Source organism: Streptomyces canus (assembly GCF_041435015.1).
Taxonomy (GTDB): Bacteria; Actinomycetota; Actinomycetes; order Streptomycetales; family Streptomycetaceae; genus Streptomyces; species Streptomyces canus_G.
Genome location: NZ_CP107989.1, coordinates 1,842,399 through 1,858,658, shown reverse-complemented (window position 1 = coordinate 1,858,658; position 16,260 = coordinate 1,842,399). Strand labels below are relative to the sequence as shown.

At 71.2% G+C, this 16,260-nt stretch carries 14 protein-coding genes; 7 read left to right on the top strand and 7 right to left on the bottom strand.

The window, feature by feature from the left end; translation table 11 throughout:
- Positions 1 to 7: 7 nt before the first annotated feature.
- Complete coding sequence (gene tkt, locus OG841_RS08420; protein ID WP_328642011.1) at positions 8 to 2,083, bottom strand: transketolase; 2,076 nt, start codon at positions 2,081 to 2,083, stop codon at positions 8 to 10.
- 146 nt (positions 2,084 to 2,229) lie between these two features.
- On the opposite strand from tkt, the gene OG841_RS08415 reads away from it, so the two are divergent.
- The 5 genes from OG841_RS08415 (at position 2,230) to OG841_RS08395 (ending at position 6,941) form a co-directional block, all read left to right on the top strand.
- A complete protein-coding gene (locus tag OG841_RS08415; RefSeq protein WP_371564272.1) occupies positions 2,230 to 3,144 on the top strand; it encodes a helix-turn-helix transcriptional regulator in 915 nt (304 codons plus the stop codon).
- Positions 3,145 to 3,155: 11 nt separating this feature from the next.
- Complete coding sequence (locus tag OG841_RS08410; RefSeq protein ID WP_328642013.1) at positions 3,156 to 3,542, top strand: VOC family protein; 387 nt, start codon at positions 3,156 to 3,158, stop codon at positions 3,540 to 3,542.
- Positions 3,543 to 3,733: 191 nt separating this feature from the next.
- On the top strand, positions 3,734 to 4,624 hold the full coding sequence (locus tag OG841_RS08405) for an alkaline phosphatase family protein (RefSeq protein ID WP_328642014.1): 891 nt from the start codon (positions 3,734 to 3,736) through the stop codon (positions 4,622 to 4,624).
- A gap of 5 nt (positions 4,625 to 4,629) precedes the next feature.
- Positions 4,630 to 5,922, top strand: coding sequence for an MFS transporter (locus OG841_RS08400; RefSeq protein WP_371564269.1), 1,293 nt, complete (start codon positions 4,630 to 4,632; stop codon positions 5,920 to 5,922).
- A complete protein-coding gene (locus OG841_RS08395) occupies positions 5,919 to 6,941 on the top strand; it encodes a TolB family protein (protein WP_328642016.1) in 1,023 nt (340 codons plus the stop codon). The genes OG841_RS08400 and OG841_RS08395 overlap by 4 nt, the downstream gene beginning before the upstream one ends.
- Before the next feature lie 56 nt (positions 6,942 to 6,997).
- Here the strand turns inward: OG841_RS08395 and OG841_RS08390 are convergent, their stop codons facing one another.
- A complete protein-coding gene (locus tag OG841_RS08390) occupies positions 6,998 to 8,383 on the bottom strand; it encodes a glycoside hydrolase family 16 protein (RefSeq protein WP_365122251.1) in 1,386 nt (461 codons plus the stop codon).
- A 227-nt stretch (positions 8,384 to 8,610) separates the two neighbouring features.
- A complete protein-coding gene (locus tag OG841_RS08385; RefSeq protein WP_371564266.1) occupies positions 8,611 to 9,420 on the bottom strand; it encodes an SDR family NAD(P)-dependent oxidoreductase in 810 nt (269 codons plus the stop codon).
- Positions 9,421 to 9,483: 63 nt separating this feature from the next.
- On the opposite strand from OG841_RS08385, the gene OG841_RS08380 reads away from it, so the two are divergent.
- Positions 9,484 to 10,269 (top strand): helix-turn-helix domain-containing protein, encoded by a 786-nt coding sequence (locus tag OG841_RS08380; protein ID WP_328642019.1) that lies wholly within the window; start codon positions 9,484 to 9,486, stop codon positions 10,267 to 10,269.
- 6 nt (positions 10,270 to 10,275) lie between these two features.
- Here the strand turns inward: OG841_RS08380 and OG841_RS08375 are convergent, their stop codons facing one another.
- The gene (locus OG841_RS08375; RefSeq protein WP_371564264.1) at positions 10,276 to 11,508 is read right to left on the bottom strand and encodes a L,D-transpeptidase; all 1,233 of its coding nucleotides are present in this window, start codon (positions 11,506 to 11,508) and stop codon (positions 10,276 to 10,278) included.
- Between the two features lie 172 nt (positions 11,509 to 11,680).
- Entirely contained in the window at positions 11,681 to 13,792 is a 2,112-nt protein-coding gene (locus tag OG841_RS08370) for an MMPL family transporter (protein WP_371564262.1), read from the bottom strand.
- Between the two features lie 193 nt (positions 13,793 to 13,985).
- On the opposite strand from OG841_RS08370, the gene OG841_RS08365 reads away from it, so the two are divergent.
- Entirely contained in the window at positions 13,986 to 14,393 is a 408-nt protein-coding gene (locus tag OG841_RS08365; RefSeq protein ID WP_371564261.1) for a VOC family protein, read from the top strand.
- Here OG841_RS08365 and OG841_RS08360 read toward each other — a convergent pair.
- Together OG841_RS08360 and OG841_RS08355 are read right to left on the bottom strand one after the other, a co-directional pair.
- Entirely contained in the window at positions 14,390 to 15,058 is a 669-nt protein-coding gene (locus OG841_RS08360; RefSeq protein ID WP_328642022.1) for a response regulator transcription factor, read from the bottom strand. The genes OG841_RS08365 and OG841_RS08360 overlap by 4 nt on opposite strands.
- Entirely contained in the window at positions 15,055 to 16,251 is a 1,197-nt protein-coding gene (locus tag OG841_RS08355) for a sensor histidine kinase (protein ID WP_365122262.1), read from the bottom strand. Before OG841_RS08355 ends, OG841_RS08360 begins: the two co-directional genes overlap by 4 nt.
- Positions 16,252 to 16,260: the final 9 nt, after the last annotated feature.

Here is a 16,260-nt window from a genome sequence, read left to right as displayed (position 1 = left end):
GATCGGATCAACCACGCGCGGCGGCCACGGATTCCCGGGCTGCGGCGGCGACGTTCTCGGCGGTGAAGCCGTACTCGGCGAACAGGGTCTTCGCGTCGGCGGAGGCGCCGAAGTGCTCGAGGGAGACGATGCGTCCTGCGTCACCTACGAAGCGGTACCACGTGAGACCGATACCGGCCTCGATCGCGACACGGGCTCGCACGGACGGCGGAAGGACGCTCTCCCGGTACTCCCGCGGCTGCTGCTCGAACCACTCCACGGACGGCATCGACACCACCCGGGTACCGACCCCCTCGGCCTCCAGCCGCTCCCGCGCGGCGACGGCGAGCTGGACCTCGGAGCCGGTGGCGATGAGAACGACGTCGGGCGTCTCCCCGGACGATTCGACGAGGACGTACCCGCCCTTGGCCGCGTCCGGGTTCGGCGCGTACGTCGGCACACCCTGGCGGGTGAGCGCGAGGCCGTGCGGGGCCGGGTCGGTGGCGTGCCGGCGGAGGATCTCGGCCCAGGCGGTCGCGGTCTCGTTGGCGTCGGCCGGGCGGACGATGTTCAGGCCCGGGATGGCGCGCAGCGACGCGAGGTGCTCGACCGGCTGGTGCGTGGGGCCGTCCTCGCCGAGGCCGATGGAGTCGTGCGTCCAGACGTAGGTGACGGGCAGCTGCATCAGCGCGGACAGGCGTACGGCGTTGCGCATGTAGTCGGAGAACACCAGGAAGGTGCCGCCGTAGATACGGGTGTTGCCGTGCAGCGCGATGCCGTTCATCTCCGCGGCCATCGAGTGCTCGCGGATGCCGAAGTGGACCGTACGGCCGTAGGGGTCGGCCTCCGGCAGCGGGTTGCCCTTCGGCAGGAAGGAGCTCGTCTTGTCGATGGTCGTGTTGTTCGAGCCGGCGAGGTCGGCGGAGCCGCCCCACAACTCGGGGAGCACCGCGCCGAGGGCCTGGAGCACCTTGCCGGAGGCGGCACGGGTGGCGACGGACGTGCCCTCCTCGAAGACCGGGATCGCGGACTCCCAGCCCTCGGGGAGCTGGCCGGCGACGATCCGGTCGAAGAGCTGGGCCCGCTCGGGCTGCTCACCGCGCCATCCGGCGATCTGCTTGTCCCAGGCGGCGTGCGCCTCGGCGCCCCGGTCGAGGGCCTTGCGGGAGTGGGCCAGCACCTCGTCGGCGACCTCGAAGGCCCGCTCGGGGTCGAAGCCGAGGACCCGCTTGGTGGCGGCGACCTCGTCGGCGCCGAGCGCGGAGCCATGGGCGCCCTCGGTGTTCTGGGCGTTCGGGGCGGGCCAGGCGATGATCGTGCGCATCGCGATGATCGAGGGGCGCTCGGTCTCGGCCTGCGCGGACTTCAGTGCCGCGTACAGGGCGGCTACGTCGATGTCGCCGTCGGCGCCGGGCTCGATGCGCTGGGTGTGCCAGCCGTAGGCCTCGTACCGCTTCAGCACGTCCTCGGAGAACGCGGTCGCCGTGTCGCCCTCGATGGAGATGTGGTTGTCGTCGTAGACGAAGACCAGGTTGCCGAGCTTCTGGTGGCCCGCGAGGGAGGAGGCCTCGGCGGAGATGCCCTCCTCCAGGTCGCCGTCGGAGACGATCGCCCAGATGGTGTGGTCGAAGGGGGACTCGCCCTCGGGGGCCTCGGGGTCGAAGAGGCCGCGCTCGTAGCGGGCGGCCATCGCCATGCCGACGGCGTTGGCGACACCCTGCCCGAGCGGACCGGTGGTCGTCTCCACTCCTGCCGTGTGCCCGTACTCGGGGTGACCGGGCGTCTTGGAGCCGTGGGTCCGGAAGGCCTTCAGGTCGTCCAGCTCCAGCTCGTACCCGGAGAGGTAGAGCTGGGTGTAGAGCGTCAGCGAGGTGTGGCCGGGGGAGAGGACGAAGCGGTCGCGCCCGGTCCACTCGGGATCGGCCGGGTCATGACGCATCACCTTCTGAAAGATCGTGTACGCCGCGGGGGCCAGGGCCATCGCGGTGCCGGGGTGGCCGTTCCCGACCTGCTGCACGGCATCCGCCGCCAGCAGGCGGGCGGTGTCGACGGCACGCCGGTCGAGTTCGGTCCATTCGAAGCGGTCCGGTGTCTGCGTGCTCATCTTCAAGAAGTCCTCGATCGGAGCGTAGTAGCTGGTCTGACGCGTTCAAACTTAAAAGTCTGACTTTTACGGGGGAAGGTCGCCGTGTGTCAGCCTGTGGTGAAAGTGGGACACGGAACGCTCCAGGCAGGCGGCGCGACAAGGACATGGCGGACAGAACAGCCCAAGGTTCCATCCTTGGCGGAGACGGTGACGGCGGAGTGGACGGGATCAGAACGTTCCCCTTCCCCATAGAGCTGAGCGTGGGCGGAGTCGGCATGCAGGTCGGCCCGATGGGCACCGGCCGCACCTGGCACGCGGATGCCCCGCTGGAGCGGGTGCACCGCATCGACTTCCATGTCGTGATGCTCTTCGGCGGCGGTCCCGTGCGCCACATGATCGACTTCGCCGAGTACGAGGCGACGGCGGACGACCTGCTGTGGATCCGGCCGGGTCAGGTCCACCGCTTCTCGCCGACGAGCGAGTACCGCGGAACCGTGCTGACCATGCAACCGGGCTTCCTGCCGCGGTCGACGGTGGAGGCGACGGGGCTCTACCGCTACGACCTGCCGCCGCTCCTGCGGCCCTCCGGCGCCCAGTTGGCGGGTCTCAAGGCCTCACTGGACCAGCTGCAACGGGAGTACGAGGACACGTCGACCCTCCCGCTGAGCCTGCACACCTCGGTCCTGCGGCACTCGTTGACGGCATTCCTGCTGCGCCTGGCCCACCTCGCCGCGAGTTCGGCCGAGGCGGGGCGGCGGACCGAGTCGACGTTCACGCTGTTCCGGGACGCGGTGGAGAAGGGGTTCGCCACGAACCACAGCGTCAGCGCGTACGCCGACGCGCTGGGCTACTCCCGCCGGACCCTGGTGCGTGCGGTGCGCGCCGCCACCGGGGAGACGCCCAAGGGGTTCATCGACAAGCGGGTCGTGCTGGAGGCGAAGCGGCTGCTCGCCCACACGGACATGCCGATCGGACGGGTGGGGGCGGCGGTGGGGTTTCCCGACGCCGCGAACTTCTCCAAGTTCTTCCATCAGCACACCGACATGACGCCGGCGGCGTTCCGGACGGAACTTCTCTAGGAGCGGACCGAATGGCCCGACTGCGAGACATCGTCTTCGACTGCGCCCACCCCGCCGCCACGGCGCGGTTCTGGGCGGCCGCGATGGACGGCTACGCCGTCGCCCCGTACGACGACGAGGAGTTGGCCCGGCTCAGGTCGCTCGGGATCACGGACGTCGAGGACGACCCGACCGTGCTCGTCGAGTCCTCGCGGGGCGGGCCCCGGCTGTGGTTCCAGCTGGTGCCGGAGGGCAAGAGCGTCAAGAACCGGGTCCACCTGGACCTTTCCGCCGCGGACAGGGAAGCGGAGGCCGAGCGGCTCGTCGGGCTCGGTGCGACGGTCCGGGACCGGTACCCGGACCATCTCGTGCTCGCCGATCCCGAGGGCAACGAGTTCTGTCTCATCGACGAGAGCTGACGACATCCCGTCAAACCGGCCCGTCCGATGGCCACTTGACTCGCGCTTTGCTGTACGTGACCTGTGCGTGGGGTGATCTTTGCCCGGCGGAACCCACGGTTCGCCCGGCCTTCACGCGGACCCGGCCGAAGGCTCCTAGGGTTGCGGCGCCGCTCCCCCGAACGTCCGTCACCTCTGTCCGGAGGACAGTCATGGCCGCCGTCAAGGCACCGCAGCGCAACCGACGTTCCCTCTCCGCACTCGCCGGAGCCCTCGCCCTCACCGCCACCTCGATCGGCGTGTGGGCCGCAACGGCCTCCACCGCCGAGGCAGCCGCTCTCCCCACCCCCGACCACGTCGTGGTCGTGGTGCTGGAGAACCACGCCTACTCACAGGTCATCGGCAGTTCCAGCGCCCCCTATCTCAACAACACCCTCAAGGCGGGTGGCGCCGACCTCACCCAGTCCTACGGCCTCACCCACCCCAGCGAGCCGAACTACTACATGCTCTTCTCCGGCTCCAACCAGGGCCGTACCGACGACAGTTGCGTCGGTGTCGGATCCATCAACCAGCCCAACCTCGCCTCCGAGCTGATCGCCGCGGGCAAGACCTGGGCCAGCTACAACGAGTCGCTGCCCAGCCAGGGTTCGACGACCTGCAGCAGCGGCAACTACGCGCAGAAGCACAATCCGTGGTTCGGCTTCTCCAACGTGCCCACCAGCACCGCGAAGACCTTCGCGCAGTTCCCGGCCGACTACACGACCCTGCCCAAGGTGTCCTTCGTCGTCCCGAACCTGTGCAGCGACATGCACGACTGCTCGGTCGCCACGGGCGACACCTGGATCAAGAACAACCTGGGCGCCTACGCCACCTGGGCCAAGACCCACAACAGCATCCTCGCCGTCACCTTCGACGAGGACAACAAGCTCTCCGGCAACCGCATCCCCACCCTGTTCTACGGGCAGCACGTCACCCCCGGCAGTTCCAGCTCCACGACCTACAACCACTACAACGTGCTGCGCACGGTGGAGGACCTGGCCGGTCTCAGCGCCCACGCGGGCAACGCCGCCTCGGCCTCCGACATCACCGGCATCTGGAACTGACGCCCGTGTACCTCGCGGACTCCCGGAGCACGGGTTCCCGCGGCACCGAGGCCGCCGTCGTCCCGGACACCCGTCCGGGGCGGCGGCCGGCCGCCGTGCCCCCCACCGTGCTGGCCCTGGGCGCGGTCAGCCTGATCACGGACGTCTCCTCGGAGATGGTCGCCGCCGTCCTGCCGCTCTACGTGGTCACCGCCCTTGGCCTGTCCCCCCTCGGTTTCGGCCTCCTCGACGGCATCAACAACGGCGTCGGGGCCCTGGTACGACTGGCCGGCGGCCACCTCGCCGACCGGGGAGGCCGCCGGCACAAGGTGGTGGCGGGCCTCGGCTACGGCCTGTCGGCGGTGTGCAAGCCGCTGCTGCTGCTCGCCCACACCCTCCCCGTGATCAGCGCGGTCCTCGCGGTCGACCGCACCGGCAAGGGGCTGCGCACCGCTCCCCGGGACGCGATGATCTCGCTGTCCACCGAACCCGAGCACCGGGGACGGGCGTTCGGGGTGCACCGCGCCATGGACACCACCGGCGCGCTGCTCGGCCCGCTCGTCGCGTTCGCCGTACTGCGGGCCACCGTCGACGGCTACGACGCGGTCTTCGCGGTCAGCGGCTGCGTGGCCGCGCTCGGTGTCCTGGTCCTGCTGCTGTTCGTGCCCCGCCGCGTCACCCTCGCCGATGCCGATGCCGATGCCGAACGCCGTCCCGAACGGCCCCCGGCACTGCGCGACTCGCTCGCCCTGCTGCGCCGCCCCGACCTGCGCCGCCTCACCGTGTGCGCCACCCTCCTCGGTCTCACCACCGTCAGCGACTCCTTCCTCTACCTCCTGCTCCAGCGCGAAGGGAACCTGCCCGCCCATCTGTTCCCGCTGCTGCCGCTGGGCACGGCAGCCGTCTTCCTGCTGCTGGCCGTCCCACTCGGCGCGCTCGCCGACCGCGTCGACCGTCGCCGGCTCTTCCTGGCCGGCCACGGCGTCCTGCTGCTCGGCTACGGCGTGGTGCTCTCCCCCCGGCACGGCGTCCCGGCCGTGATCGCCGTCCTCGTCCTGCACGGCACCTTCTACGCGGCCACCGACGGCGTACTCGCGGCCGCTACGGCGGGAACCGTCCCGGCACGCCACCAGGGCGCCGGGCAGGCACTCGTCGGCACCGCCCAGGCGCTGGCCCGGTTCGCCTGCTCGCTCGCCTTCGGCGCGGCCTGGAGCCTGTGGGGCGAGCGGACCGCCCTCGCCGTCACCGCCGCCGCACTGGCCGTCAGCGCCGTCGTGGCCTCGTTCCTTCTCCGTACCGCCGATGAGGTGTCCGCGTGACCAGAACCGCCCGTCTGTCGATCCTGCTCGCCGCTGTCCTGCTGCTCGGCGCGGTCGGCACCGGGTCGGTGCTGTACGCCGCCCACCGCTCGGGCATGAAGGACCAGCAGCAGGCGAACGGTCCGACCGTCCGGGCCGGCACCGTCTCGCTGCGGCCGACGGCAGGGCGCCGCCTGCTGGTACGCAATCTGGCCTGGGGTCCGCACCGCGACGAGATCGCCACCGTCCCCGCCGACGATCCCGAGGGCCCGCGCACCGCTTCGGGGGTGAAGTGCCTGCGCTTCCACGCGGCCGCCGGCACCGGCGTCTGCCTCCAGGCCGTGCACGGCGCGCTGCAGGACACCTACCGCGCGGTGGTGCTCGACGCGCACCTGCGCGAACGCCACCGCTTCCCGGCGGCCGGCATCCCCACCCGGGCCCGGGTCTCGCCCTCCGGACGCATGGTCGCCTGGACGGTGTTCGTCAGCGGGGACTCGTACGCCGGAACGAATTTCTCCACCCGCACGGCCGTCGTCGACACCCGCACCTGGGCGATCGACGACAACCTGGAGACCTTCCACATCGTCAAGGACGGCCGGACCTACCGAGCCGCCGACACCAACGTCTGGGGCGTCACCTTCGCCGACGACAACCGCTTCTACGCCACGCTGGCGACGGGTGGCCGGACGTATCTCGTGCGGGGCGACGTCACCGCGCGCACGCTCACCACCCTGCACCGCAACGTCGAATGCCCCTCCCTCTCACCCGACGGCACCCGCGTCGCCTACAAGAAGCGCGTCAAGGGGGCCTCGCCCGACGCCCCTTGGCGGCTGTACGTCCTGAACCTGCACACCATGAAGGAGACCCCGACCGCCGAGTCGCGCGACATCGACGACCAGGCCCTGTGGGCCGACGACGACACCCTCGTCTACGCCCTCCCCGGCGACTACGGCTCCGACCTGTGGACCGTCCCCGCCGACGGCACCGGCACGGCCCGCCGCCTGATGACCTCCGCCGTCGCCCCCGCCTACCTGGGGTGACGGAACGCCGCCCCGCGAGACCGCACAGGACTCGCGGGGCAGCGTCAACACACCGGTCAGTGACCGAAGTTGAACCAGTTCACGTTCACGAAGTCGGCCGACTGGCCGCTGGTGAAGGCCAGATACACGTTGTGCGTGCCGGTGACGGCGCTCATGTTCGCCGGGACCGTTCTCCAGGACTGCCAGCCACCCGTGTTGGCGATCGAGAAGCTGCCGACCGGAGTGGCGGTACGGCTGTCCAGGCGCACCTCGACCAGACCGCTGACGCCGCCCGCCGCGCCGCTCGCCACGCGCGCCACGAACTGAGTCGCCGCCGTGGAACCGAAGTTGACGTTCTGGTAGAGCGCCCAGTCACCGTTCGCGAGCGAGCCGATGTCCTGGCCGCCACCGGAGTCCGTCGTGGCCTCGGCGCTCACGCCACTCTGGCTGTTGTACGACTCCGCCTGAATGGTGCCGTAGGCGTCGACGCCGCCCGTGGGCGGAGGCGTGGTACCGCTCCCACTCGCCGACAGCACCTGGACGTAGTCGACGGTCATGGGCACGCTGGACTGGGTGCCGGAGTCGAGGCCGCCGCCGAGCGCGTCCGGGAAGGCGCCGCCCATCGCCACGTTGAGGATGAGGAAGAAGCCGTGGCCCGTGGCATTGGCCCAGGTCGTCGCGTCCATCTGGCTCGCGTTGACCGAGTGGAACTGGGTGCCGTCCACGAAGAAGCGGATCGTCTCGGGGCTCACCGAGCGGTCCCACTCCATGGTGTAGGTGTGGAACGCCGACTGGCAGGTCGAGCCCGGACAGGCGACGTTGTTGCCGATGCCCGTCGTCTCGTTGCACGGGCCGCCCGGGTTGGTGCCGCAGTGCATCGTGGCCCACACGCGGTTCATGCCCTGGACGTTCTCCATGATGTCCAGCTCACCGACGCTCGGCCAGTTCTGGTAGTTGCCGCGGTAGGGCGCGCCCAGTGCCCAGAACGCCGGCCAGTAGCCCTCGGCCGCGGTGCCGGTGACGTTGGGCATCTGGATGCGCGCCTCGACGCGCAGCTTGCCGCCGGACGGGGGCTGGAAGTCGGTGCGGTTGGTCTCGATACGGCCCGAGGTCCAGTTGCCGGCCGCGTCGCGAAGGGGCGTGATGCGCAGGTTGCCGTTGCCGTCCAGCGCCACGTTGCTGGTGCTGTTGGTCATCGTCTCGACCTCGCCGGTGCCCCAGTGGGCGGGACCGCCCGGATAGGAAGTGCCGGTCGCGTACTGCCAGTTGGAGGTGTTCACGCCGGTTCCGGCGGAACCGTTGAAGTCGTCGAGGAAGACCTGCGACCAGCCCGTGGGAGGGGTGGGGGCGGAGGCGTCGGCGGGGAGGGTCGCGGCCGTCGCGAGGGCGGCGGCCAGACCGAGGGTGCTCAGCACGGCGACGAGGGCTCGCCGCCGTCTGGGTATGCCGGAGGTTTCACTCATGGGGGTGCTGCCTCTCGAGTACGGAGTGGTGGTGCGAGTGCGGGGGTGCCCTTCGAGCGCGGTCTGAGAGCGCTCTCAAAGTGCGCCCAATGTGCTCTCGGCCACTCCGGTCGTCAAGAGGTGAAACAGTGAAAGTCGCTGCGGCGCAGGTGAGTTCACCCAGTGAAGGGTGCGGATCGGGGCCGTGCGCCTCGGCCACCGCCGAGGCGCCGGCCCGCACGTCCGCGTCAGGCCCTGGCGGCGAGTGGCCGCCAGGTGTTCCAGGTGTCCAGTCGCCTGCGGTAGGAGGCTTCCACGACCGGATAGGGGTAGGTGCCCAGGAACAGGCGCAGGGGCGGCTCGTCCGTGTCGACCAGTTCGAGGATGACCTCGGCGGTGGTCTGCGGATCCTGGGGCGCCCGGGCGCCGGCACCGGCCCGGCGGGCCTCACGGATCGGCTCGTAGGCGGCGAGGGGCTCGGCGTGCACCGCGGAGGAGCCGGACCAGTCGGTGCCGTAGGGGCCGGGTTCGACGATGGTGACGCGGACGCCGAGCGGACCGACCTCCTGGGCGAGCGCCTCGCTCATGCCCTCCAGCGCCCACTTGGAGGCGTTGTAGAGGCCCAGGGAGGGGAAGGCGGCCAGGCCGCCGATGCTGGACACCTGCAGGATGTGCCCGCCGCGCTGGGCACGCAGGAGGGGCAGGACCGCCTGTGTCACCCACAGCGGGCCGAGCACGTTCGTGTCCAGCTGGGCGCGGGCCTGCTCCTCGCTGGTCTCCTCGACCATCCCGAACAGGCCGTAGCCCGCGTTGTTGACGACCACGTCGAGGCGGCCGAAGGCGTCGGCGGCCCGTCGGACGGCGGCGAAGGCGGCCGCCCGGTCGGTGACGTCGAGGGCGAGGGGCAGGACGCTGTCCCCGTAGGTGTCGACGAGGGGCTCGAGGGACTCGGGGCGGCGGGCGGTGGCGGCCACCCGGTCGCCTCGGGAAAGCGCGGCCTCCGCCCAGATCCGGCCGAAGCCGCGGGACGCGCCGGTGATGAACCAGGTCTTCTTCATGCCCTCGACCCTGCGCCTCCCACCGGACGGCAGCCAGCACCCCCGCAGGGTTACCCTTCGGCCATGGCGGCCGACAACGCGCTCGGAGAGTTCCTGAAGGCAAGGCGGGGACGGGTCCCGCCCTCGCGCGCGGATCTGCCCGCCCACGGAAGACGCCGGGTCGCGGGACTGCGCCGGGACGAGCTGGCCCGGCTGGCGGGCATCAGCGAGCCGTATCTGACCCGGCTGGAACAGGGCGTGGACCGGCATCCCTCGCCGCAGGTGCTGCGGGCGCTCGCGCGGGCGCTGGAACTGGACGACGACACCCGCGCGCATCTGTTCGCGCTCGCCGCCCCGGATCCCGTACCGCCGGTGGAGACCGAAGTCGCCCCGGATCTGCACCAGTTGCTCGACGGGTGGGTGGGCACACCGGCGTATGTGCGCAACCGGCGGTTCGAGGTGCTGGCCGCCAACAAGTGGGCCCGCGCGCTCGCGCCGATGTACGAGCCCGGGCACAACCTGGTCCGGGACATGTTCCTCGGCCCCGCGGCCCGCCGGCTGTTCCCCGACTGGCCGGAGATCGCCGCGCAGACCGTCGCGGCCCTGCGTGCCGAGGCCGACCCACGCGACCCCGTGACCGCGCGGCTCGTGGCCGAGCTGGAGAGCGACGCGGACTTCCGCGGCCTCTGGGAGCGGTACGACGCGCGGCCCTCCCGCGACGAACTGAAACGGTTCGCGCACCCGCACGTCGGGGAGCTCGCCCTGCGGCGGCAGGCGCTCACCGTCGGGGGCACGGAGCAGCAGGTGATCATCGTCTACCAGGCGGTGCCCTCGAGTCCCTCCGCCGAAGCCCTCGCCAGGTTGCTCTGACGCCCTTCAGACCGCGCTGCCCGCCTTCCAGTCCGACCACGACAGGTTCCAGCCGTTGAGCCCGTTCGACGGTTCCACGGTCTTGTCGCCGGAGTTCTTCACGATCACGACATCGCCGAGCAGGGAGCTCTCGTAGAACTTGTAGCCGTCCACGGAGCTGTCGTTCGCGCCCTTGGCGTCGTGCAGGCCGACGCAGCCGTGGCTGGTGTTCCGGCTGCCGAACACCGAGGTGGACGCCCAGTAGTTGCCGTGCACGAAGGTGCCGGAAGTGGTCAGGCGCTGGGCGTGCGGGACGTCGGAGATGTCGTACTCGTCGCCGAGGCCGACCGTCGAGGACTGCATGCGGGTCTGCTTGAACCGTTCGCTGATCACCATGATCCCGGACCAGGTGGTGTGGTCGGAGTCGCCGCCGGAGACGGGGTAGGTGGCGATCGTCTCGCCGTCCCTCTTCACCACCATCTCCTTGGTGGACAGGTCGACCGTGCTGATCTGCTCGCGGCCGATGTGGAAGGTGACGTCCTTGGACTGCACGCCGTAGACCCCGGCGGTGCCCTGGACGTCCTTGAGCCGCAGGCCGAGCGTGATCTTCGTGCCGGCCGCCCAGTAGGTCTCGGGCCGGAAGTCGAGCCGGGTGTCGCTGAACCAGTGGCCCACGATCTCGACCGCGGGTTCGGCGGTCACGGTGATCGCCTTCTGGACGGCGGCCCTGTCGGACACGGCGTGCGAGAAGTTGATGGAGACCGGCATGCCGACGCCGGAGGTGGTGTTCGCCTCGGGGGTGAACCAGCCCACGAACGTCTCGCCGGGGGACTTCGTGGTGAAGGTCGCCGTGTCCTCGGTGCCGTCCTGTGCCGTGACCGCGACCGTGTACCTGGTGCCCGAGTACGGGTTCGTCGTCGAAGTCCATGTGGTCTTCGCGCCGTTGAGCGATCCGGCCAGCGTGGAGCCGTCGTTGCCGGTCACTTTCACGGAGGCCAGGGTGCCGTCGGTCACGGTGACCTCGACGGGACCGTCGAAGTCGGCCTTCCTGGTCCCGTCGGCGGGGGTGACCGTGATGGCCGCCTTCTTCGCGGCAGCTTGGGCGGACGCGGTCGACGTCCCCTCCGAGGCGTCCGCCGATCCGCTGCAGCCCGTCAGGACGAAGGCCGCCGGTACGGCACCCAGGGCGGCGAGTATCCCGCGCCGGGACCACCTCTCCGGCTGTCGCCCGGACCGGTTCGATATGTGCGGGACGCCCACGGCACACCTTCCTGAGATATCCACCTTTGCGGGTGCATCGTGCGCCTCGTACCTGGGGTGATCCTTTGAAACGGGGGATGACTGTCTGAGATTCCGGTGAGGAGTCGCTGAGGACGTGCGCGAGGGGCCCGGGCGCTCGCGGCGAGCGCCCGGGCCCCGTGCGTCGCGGCCGTCAGACCTTCGTCGTCGCGGACGGCTCGGCCGCGGCTGCCTCCCGCAGCCCGAACCGGTCGTGCACCCTGCGCAGCGGCTGGGGCGCCCACCAGGCGTGCCGGCCGAGCAGCGCCATGGTCGCCGGGACCAGCAGCATCCGTACGACCGTCGCGTCGATCAGCACCGCCAGGGTCAGTCCGAGGCCGATCTGGAGGATGGGGGAGAATCCGCCGGTCATGAAGGCGCCGAACACGACCGCGAGGAGCAGGGCGGCGCAGGTGACGACCCGCCCGGAGCGGCGCAGCCCGGTCACCACGGCCTCGTGGTCGTCCCCGGTGCGCTGCCGGGACTCCCGCATCCGGGCCAGGATGAACAGCTCGTAGTCCATGGCGAGCCCGAACGCGATCGACACGATCAGCGGCGGCGCGGTCAGGCTCAGCGCGCCCAGCCCCTCGCCGCCGAGCAGCCCGGCCCCGTGGCCGTCCTGGAAGACCCACACCACCACGCCGAGCGCCGCGCCCAGACTGAGCAGGGTGGTCGCGATCGTGCGCAGTGGGATCAGCACCGAGCCGGTGAAGGCGAACAGCAGGACGAAGATGCCGGCCAGGACGGTCAGGGCCGCCCAGGGCGCCCGGTCGGCGAGCATCGCGCGGAAGTCGACCAGCCGGGCCGCGACCCCGGTCACCTCGACGGGCTCGTCGCCGCGCACGTCCCGCACCCGCTCGACGAGGCCGGTGGCCGCCTTGCCGTCCACGCTGCCGGGCGGCTGCAGTTCTACGACGGTGTTGCCGCCCGGCAGTTCACGGGACTCGGAGTTCGGAACCAGGGCGCGGATGCGGTCGCCGGTGGCCGTATCGGTGCCGGGCTTCAGGACGACGATCACGGGGGAGACGCCGGTGCCCTTCGGGAAGTGCGCGTCGACGGTGTCGTACAACTGCCGTGCCTCGGTACTGGACGGCAGTTGCCGGGCGTCGCCGATGGCGATCCGCATGCCGATCACGGGCAGGGCGAGGAGCAGCAGGGCCGGGACGACGGTGACCAGGACGGCGATCCGGCGGCGTTGCGCGAAGCGGGCGAGACGGGCGAAGACCCGGCCCTCCTCGTCCTGGGAGCGTGCCTTCGAGGGCCGGATCCTCCCCCCGAACGTCGTGAGCAGCGCGGGCAGCAGCGTGACCGCGGCCAGCATGTCGACCACCACGACGGCGGCGACGGCCAGGCCCATGCTGCGCAGGAACACGCTCGGGAAGACCAGCAGGCCGGTCAGGCTGACGGCCACGGTGAGCCCGGAGAACAGCACGGTCCGGCCGGCCGCGTCGACCGTGCGGTGCACGGCCTCGACCAGGTCTTCGGTGGACTCGGTGTGCCGTCGTTCCTCGCGGAAGCGGACCAGCATCAACAGGGCGTAGTCGATGGCGAGTCCGAGGCCCAGCATGGTGGTGACCTGGATCGCGTACACCGAGATGTCGGTGACCTGGCTGAAGGCGAACAGTCCGAGGAAGGCACCCGCGATCCCGCTCACCGCGATCACCAGCGGCAGCGCGGCGGCGCGCAGTCCGCCGAACACGACGAGCAGCAGGGCGAGGACGACCGGCAGGGAGATCAACTCGGCGTTCTTCACATCCTCCTGGGCGCGCTCACCGAGCTGTCGCCCGAGCAGTTCGCCGCCGCTGACGTGGACGTCGGGCGCGTCGATCCGCTGGATGGTCTCGACCGCCGAGTCCGTCGCCTCCTCCTCGGCCTCGTCGCTCAGGCCGCCCTCGAAGGTGACGGGGACGACGAGAGCCTGCCCGTCGCGGGCGGTGAGACCGGGCGTGGTGTACGGGTCCGGTACCTCGGCCACCCCGGCGATCTTCCGGACCTCGGCGACGGTCCGCTCGACCTGGGCGCGCAAGGCGGCGTCCGAGACCGGCTCGCCCGCGACGACCGCGGTGACGGACTCGCCGGTCGGGTCCACGCCGGAGAGATAGTCGTCGGCCATGTCGGACTCGGTGCCGGGCACATCGGGCACGTCGTCGGAGAGGTCGGCGAAGACGCCCGTCCCGAGGCCGAAGCCCAGCAGCAGGAAGGCGGCCCAGAGGCCGATGACGGTCAGCGGGCGGCGGGTCGCTGCCCGGGCGAGGGTGGAGAGCACGGTCGCCTCCCGGCGAGTTGAGGAGTGATACCGCCCCAGATTCGTGCCGCGGGCGTGATCACCGGATCGCCGGGGCGGGCGGTTTCCGGGCCTCCGCCGTACGGGTGAGACGGGTGCTCCCTCACTCCTCGGAGGGAGGAATCTCCGGTACCGGTCGCGGGGTTGACGGAGCAGACACCATCGAGGAGGCCGTATGTCCGAGGTACCACCCGCCGTCCGTGAACTCCGGCTCGTCGTCACGGCGGAGGACTACGACGAGGCGCTGCGCTTCTACCGGGACGTCCTCGGACTGCCCGAACGGGCCGCGTTCTCCTCACCTGACGGGCGGGTCACCATCCTGGAGGCGGGGCGGGCGACGCTGGAGTTGACCGACCCGAACCATGCGGCGTTCATCGACGAGGTCGAGGTGGGGCGGCGGGTCGCGGGACACATCCGGGTGGCGTTCGAGGTGGACGACTCGGCTCTCACCACGGCCAGGCTGGCGGAGGCCGGCGCGGAGGTGGTCGCCGAGCCGACCCGTACGCCGTGGAACTCGCTGAACTCCCGCCTGGAAGCGCCCGGTTCGCTTCAGGTGACCCTCTTCACCGAACTCGGGGACTAGGGGGAACCCGGCGCCACCAGACCCGTTTCGTACGCGCAGATCACCGCCTGGACCCGGTCCCGCAGGCCCAGCTTGCTCAGGACGTTGCTGACATGGGTCTTCACCGTGTGCTCGCTCACGAACAGCGTCGTAGCGATCTCCGCGTTGGACAGGCCCCGCGCCAGCATCCGCAGGGTCTCCACCTCGCGGGCCGTCAGGACGTCCAGGCGGTCGGGGGTCGCCTCGGTGGCGGCCTCCCCGCGGCGGCGGCGCACGATGTCCGCGACCAGGCGGCGGGTGATGGTCGGCGCGAGCAGGGAGTCGCCGCCCGCGACCACGCGGACCGCGTGCACGAGGTCGTCCCGGCGCACGTCCTTGAGGAGAAAGCCGCTGGCCCCCGCGTAGAGCGCGTCGTACACGTACTCGTCGAGGTCGAACGTGGTCAGCATGACCACCTTGCAGCTCGACTGCGCGCACACCCGCCGGGCCGCCTCCAGGCCGTCCATGACCGGCATCCGGATGTCGAGGAGCAGCACGTCGGGGGTGTGCCGGCGCACCGCGTCGACCGCCTCGGCGCCGTCCCCGGCCTCGGCGACCACCTCGATGTCCTGCTGCGCCTCCAGGATCATGCTGAAGCCGCTGCGGACCAGTTCCTGGTCGTCGGCGACGACCACCCGGATGCTCACCCGAGGGCCGCTTCCCGGTCCGCGCCGGCGGGCAGCCGTACGACCACTCGGAAGCCCCCTTCCGGACCCGTCCCGGTCTCCGCACTGCCCCCGTAGGCGGCCGCCCGCTCCCTGAGGCCGATCAGTCCGTGCCCGCCCTCCGAGCGGGCCGGTCCTCGGCCGTCGTCGGTCACCGTGAGGGTCAACTCGTCCTCCGCCCAGTCGAGTTCCACCTGTGCGCAGGAAGCGTACGCGTGCTTCACCGTGTTGGTCAGGGCCTCCTGCACCGCGCGGTAGGCGGCGACCTCGGTGTCCGGGGGGAGCGGGCGCGGTCGGCCCCGTACGCTCAACCCGACGCGCAGGCCCGTCGAGTCGGAGACCTGCCGGACCAGGTCGGGCAGTCCGGCGAGGTCCGGCTGGGGCAGCCTGGCGGCACCGCCACGGCGCTCCTCCTCCTTCAACACCCCCAGGATCCGCCGTAGTTGGGTCATCGCGTCCCGTCCGCTGGCCGCGATCGCGTCGAACGCCGCCTCGGCGCGGTCCGGATCACTGCGCACCACGACCGGGCCCGCCTCCGCCTGGACGACCATCAGGCTCACCGCGTGCGCGAGGATGTCGTGCATGTCCCGGGCGATCCGGGACCGTTCCTGGGCGATGGCGCGCGCGGTCTCCGCGGCCCGCTCCCGCTCCAGCCGGCCGGCCCGGTCCTCGACGGCGGCGGTGTACGCGCGCTGGACGCGGGCCAGTACACCGAGGCCGTAGGCGCAGATCATGCCGGTGAGGTGGAAGGCGTACTCGAAGGGCTCGGAGTGCTCCTTGTGCTGCATGGTCAGCACGGCCCCGAGCAGCCAGCTCGCCAGCATCGTGCGGCGCTGCCAGGGCAGACCCTGGGCGGCCATCGTGTAGAGGACGACGAAGCCGCCGTAGAGCACGTCGGGCGGTGGCGCGTGGTAGTAGGCCATCGCCGTGGTGGCCGCCGAGACCGCCAGGGCGCACGCGTAGGGGGAGCGGCGCCGCCAGATGAGGGGGACGGCGGTGGCGGCCCCCAGCAGCCAGCCCACGAGGGTCAGGCGGTCGTCCCCCTCGTCCGGGAACATCCACTGCAGGGACGCGGCGAACAGCACCAGCACGGCGAGCGCGCTGTCGACGACGTACGGGTTCGTCGTCCTCAGGCGGGTCACGACGGGGGCGTACCAGGACCGGGCGGCGGACATGAGCGGCTC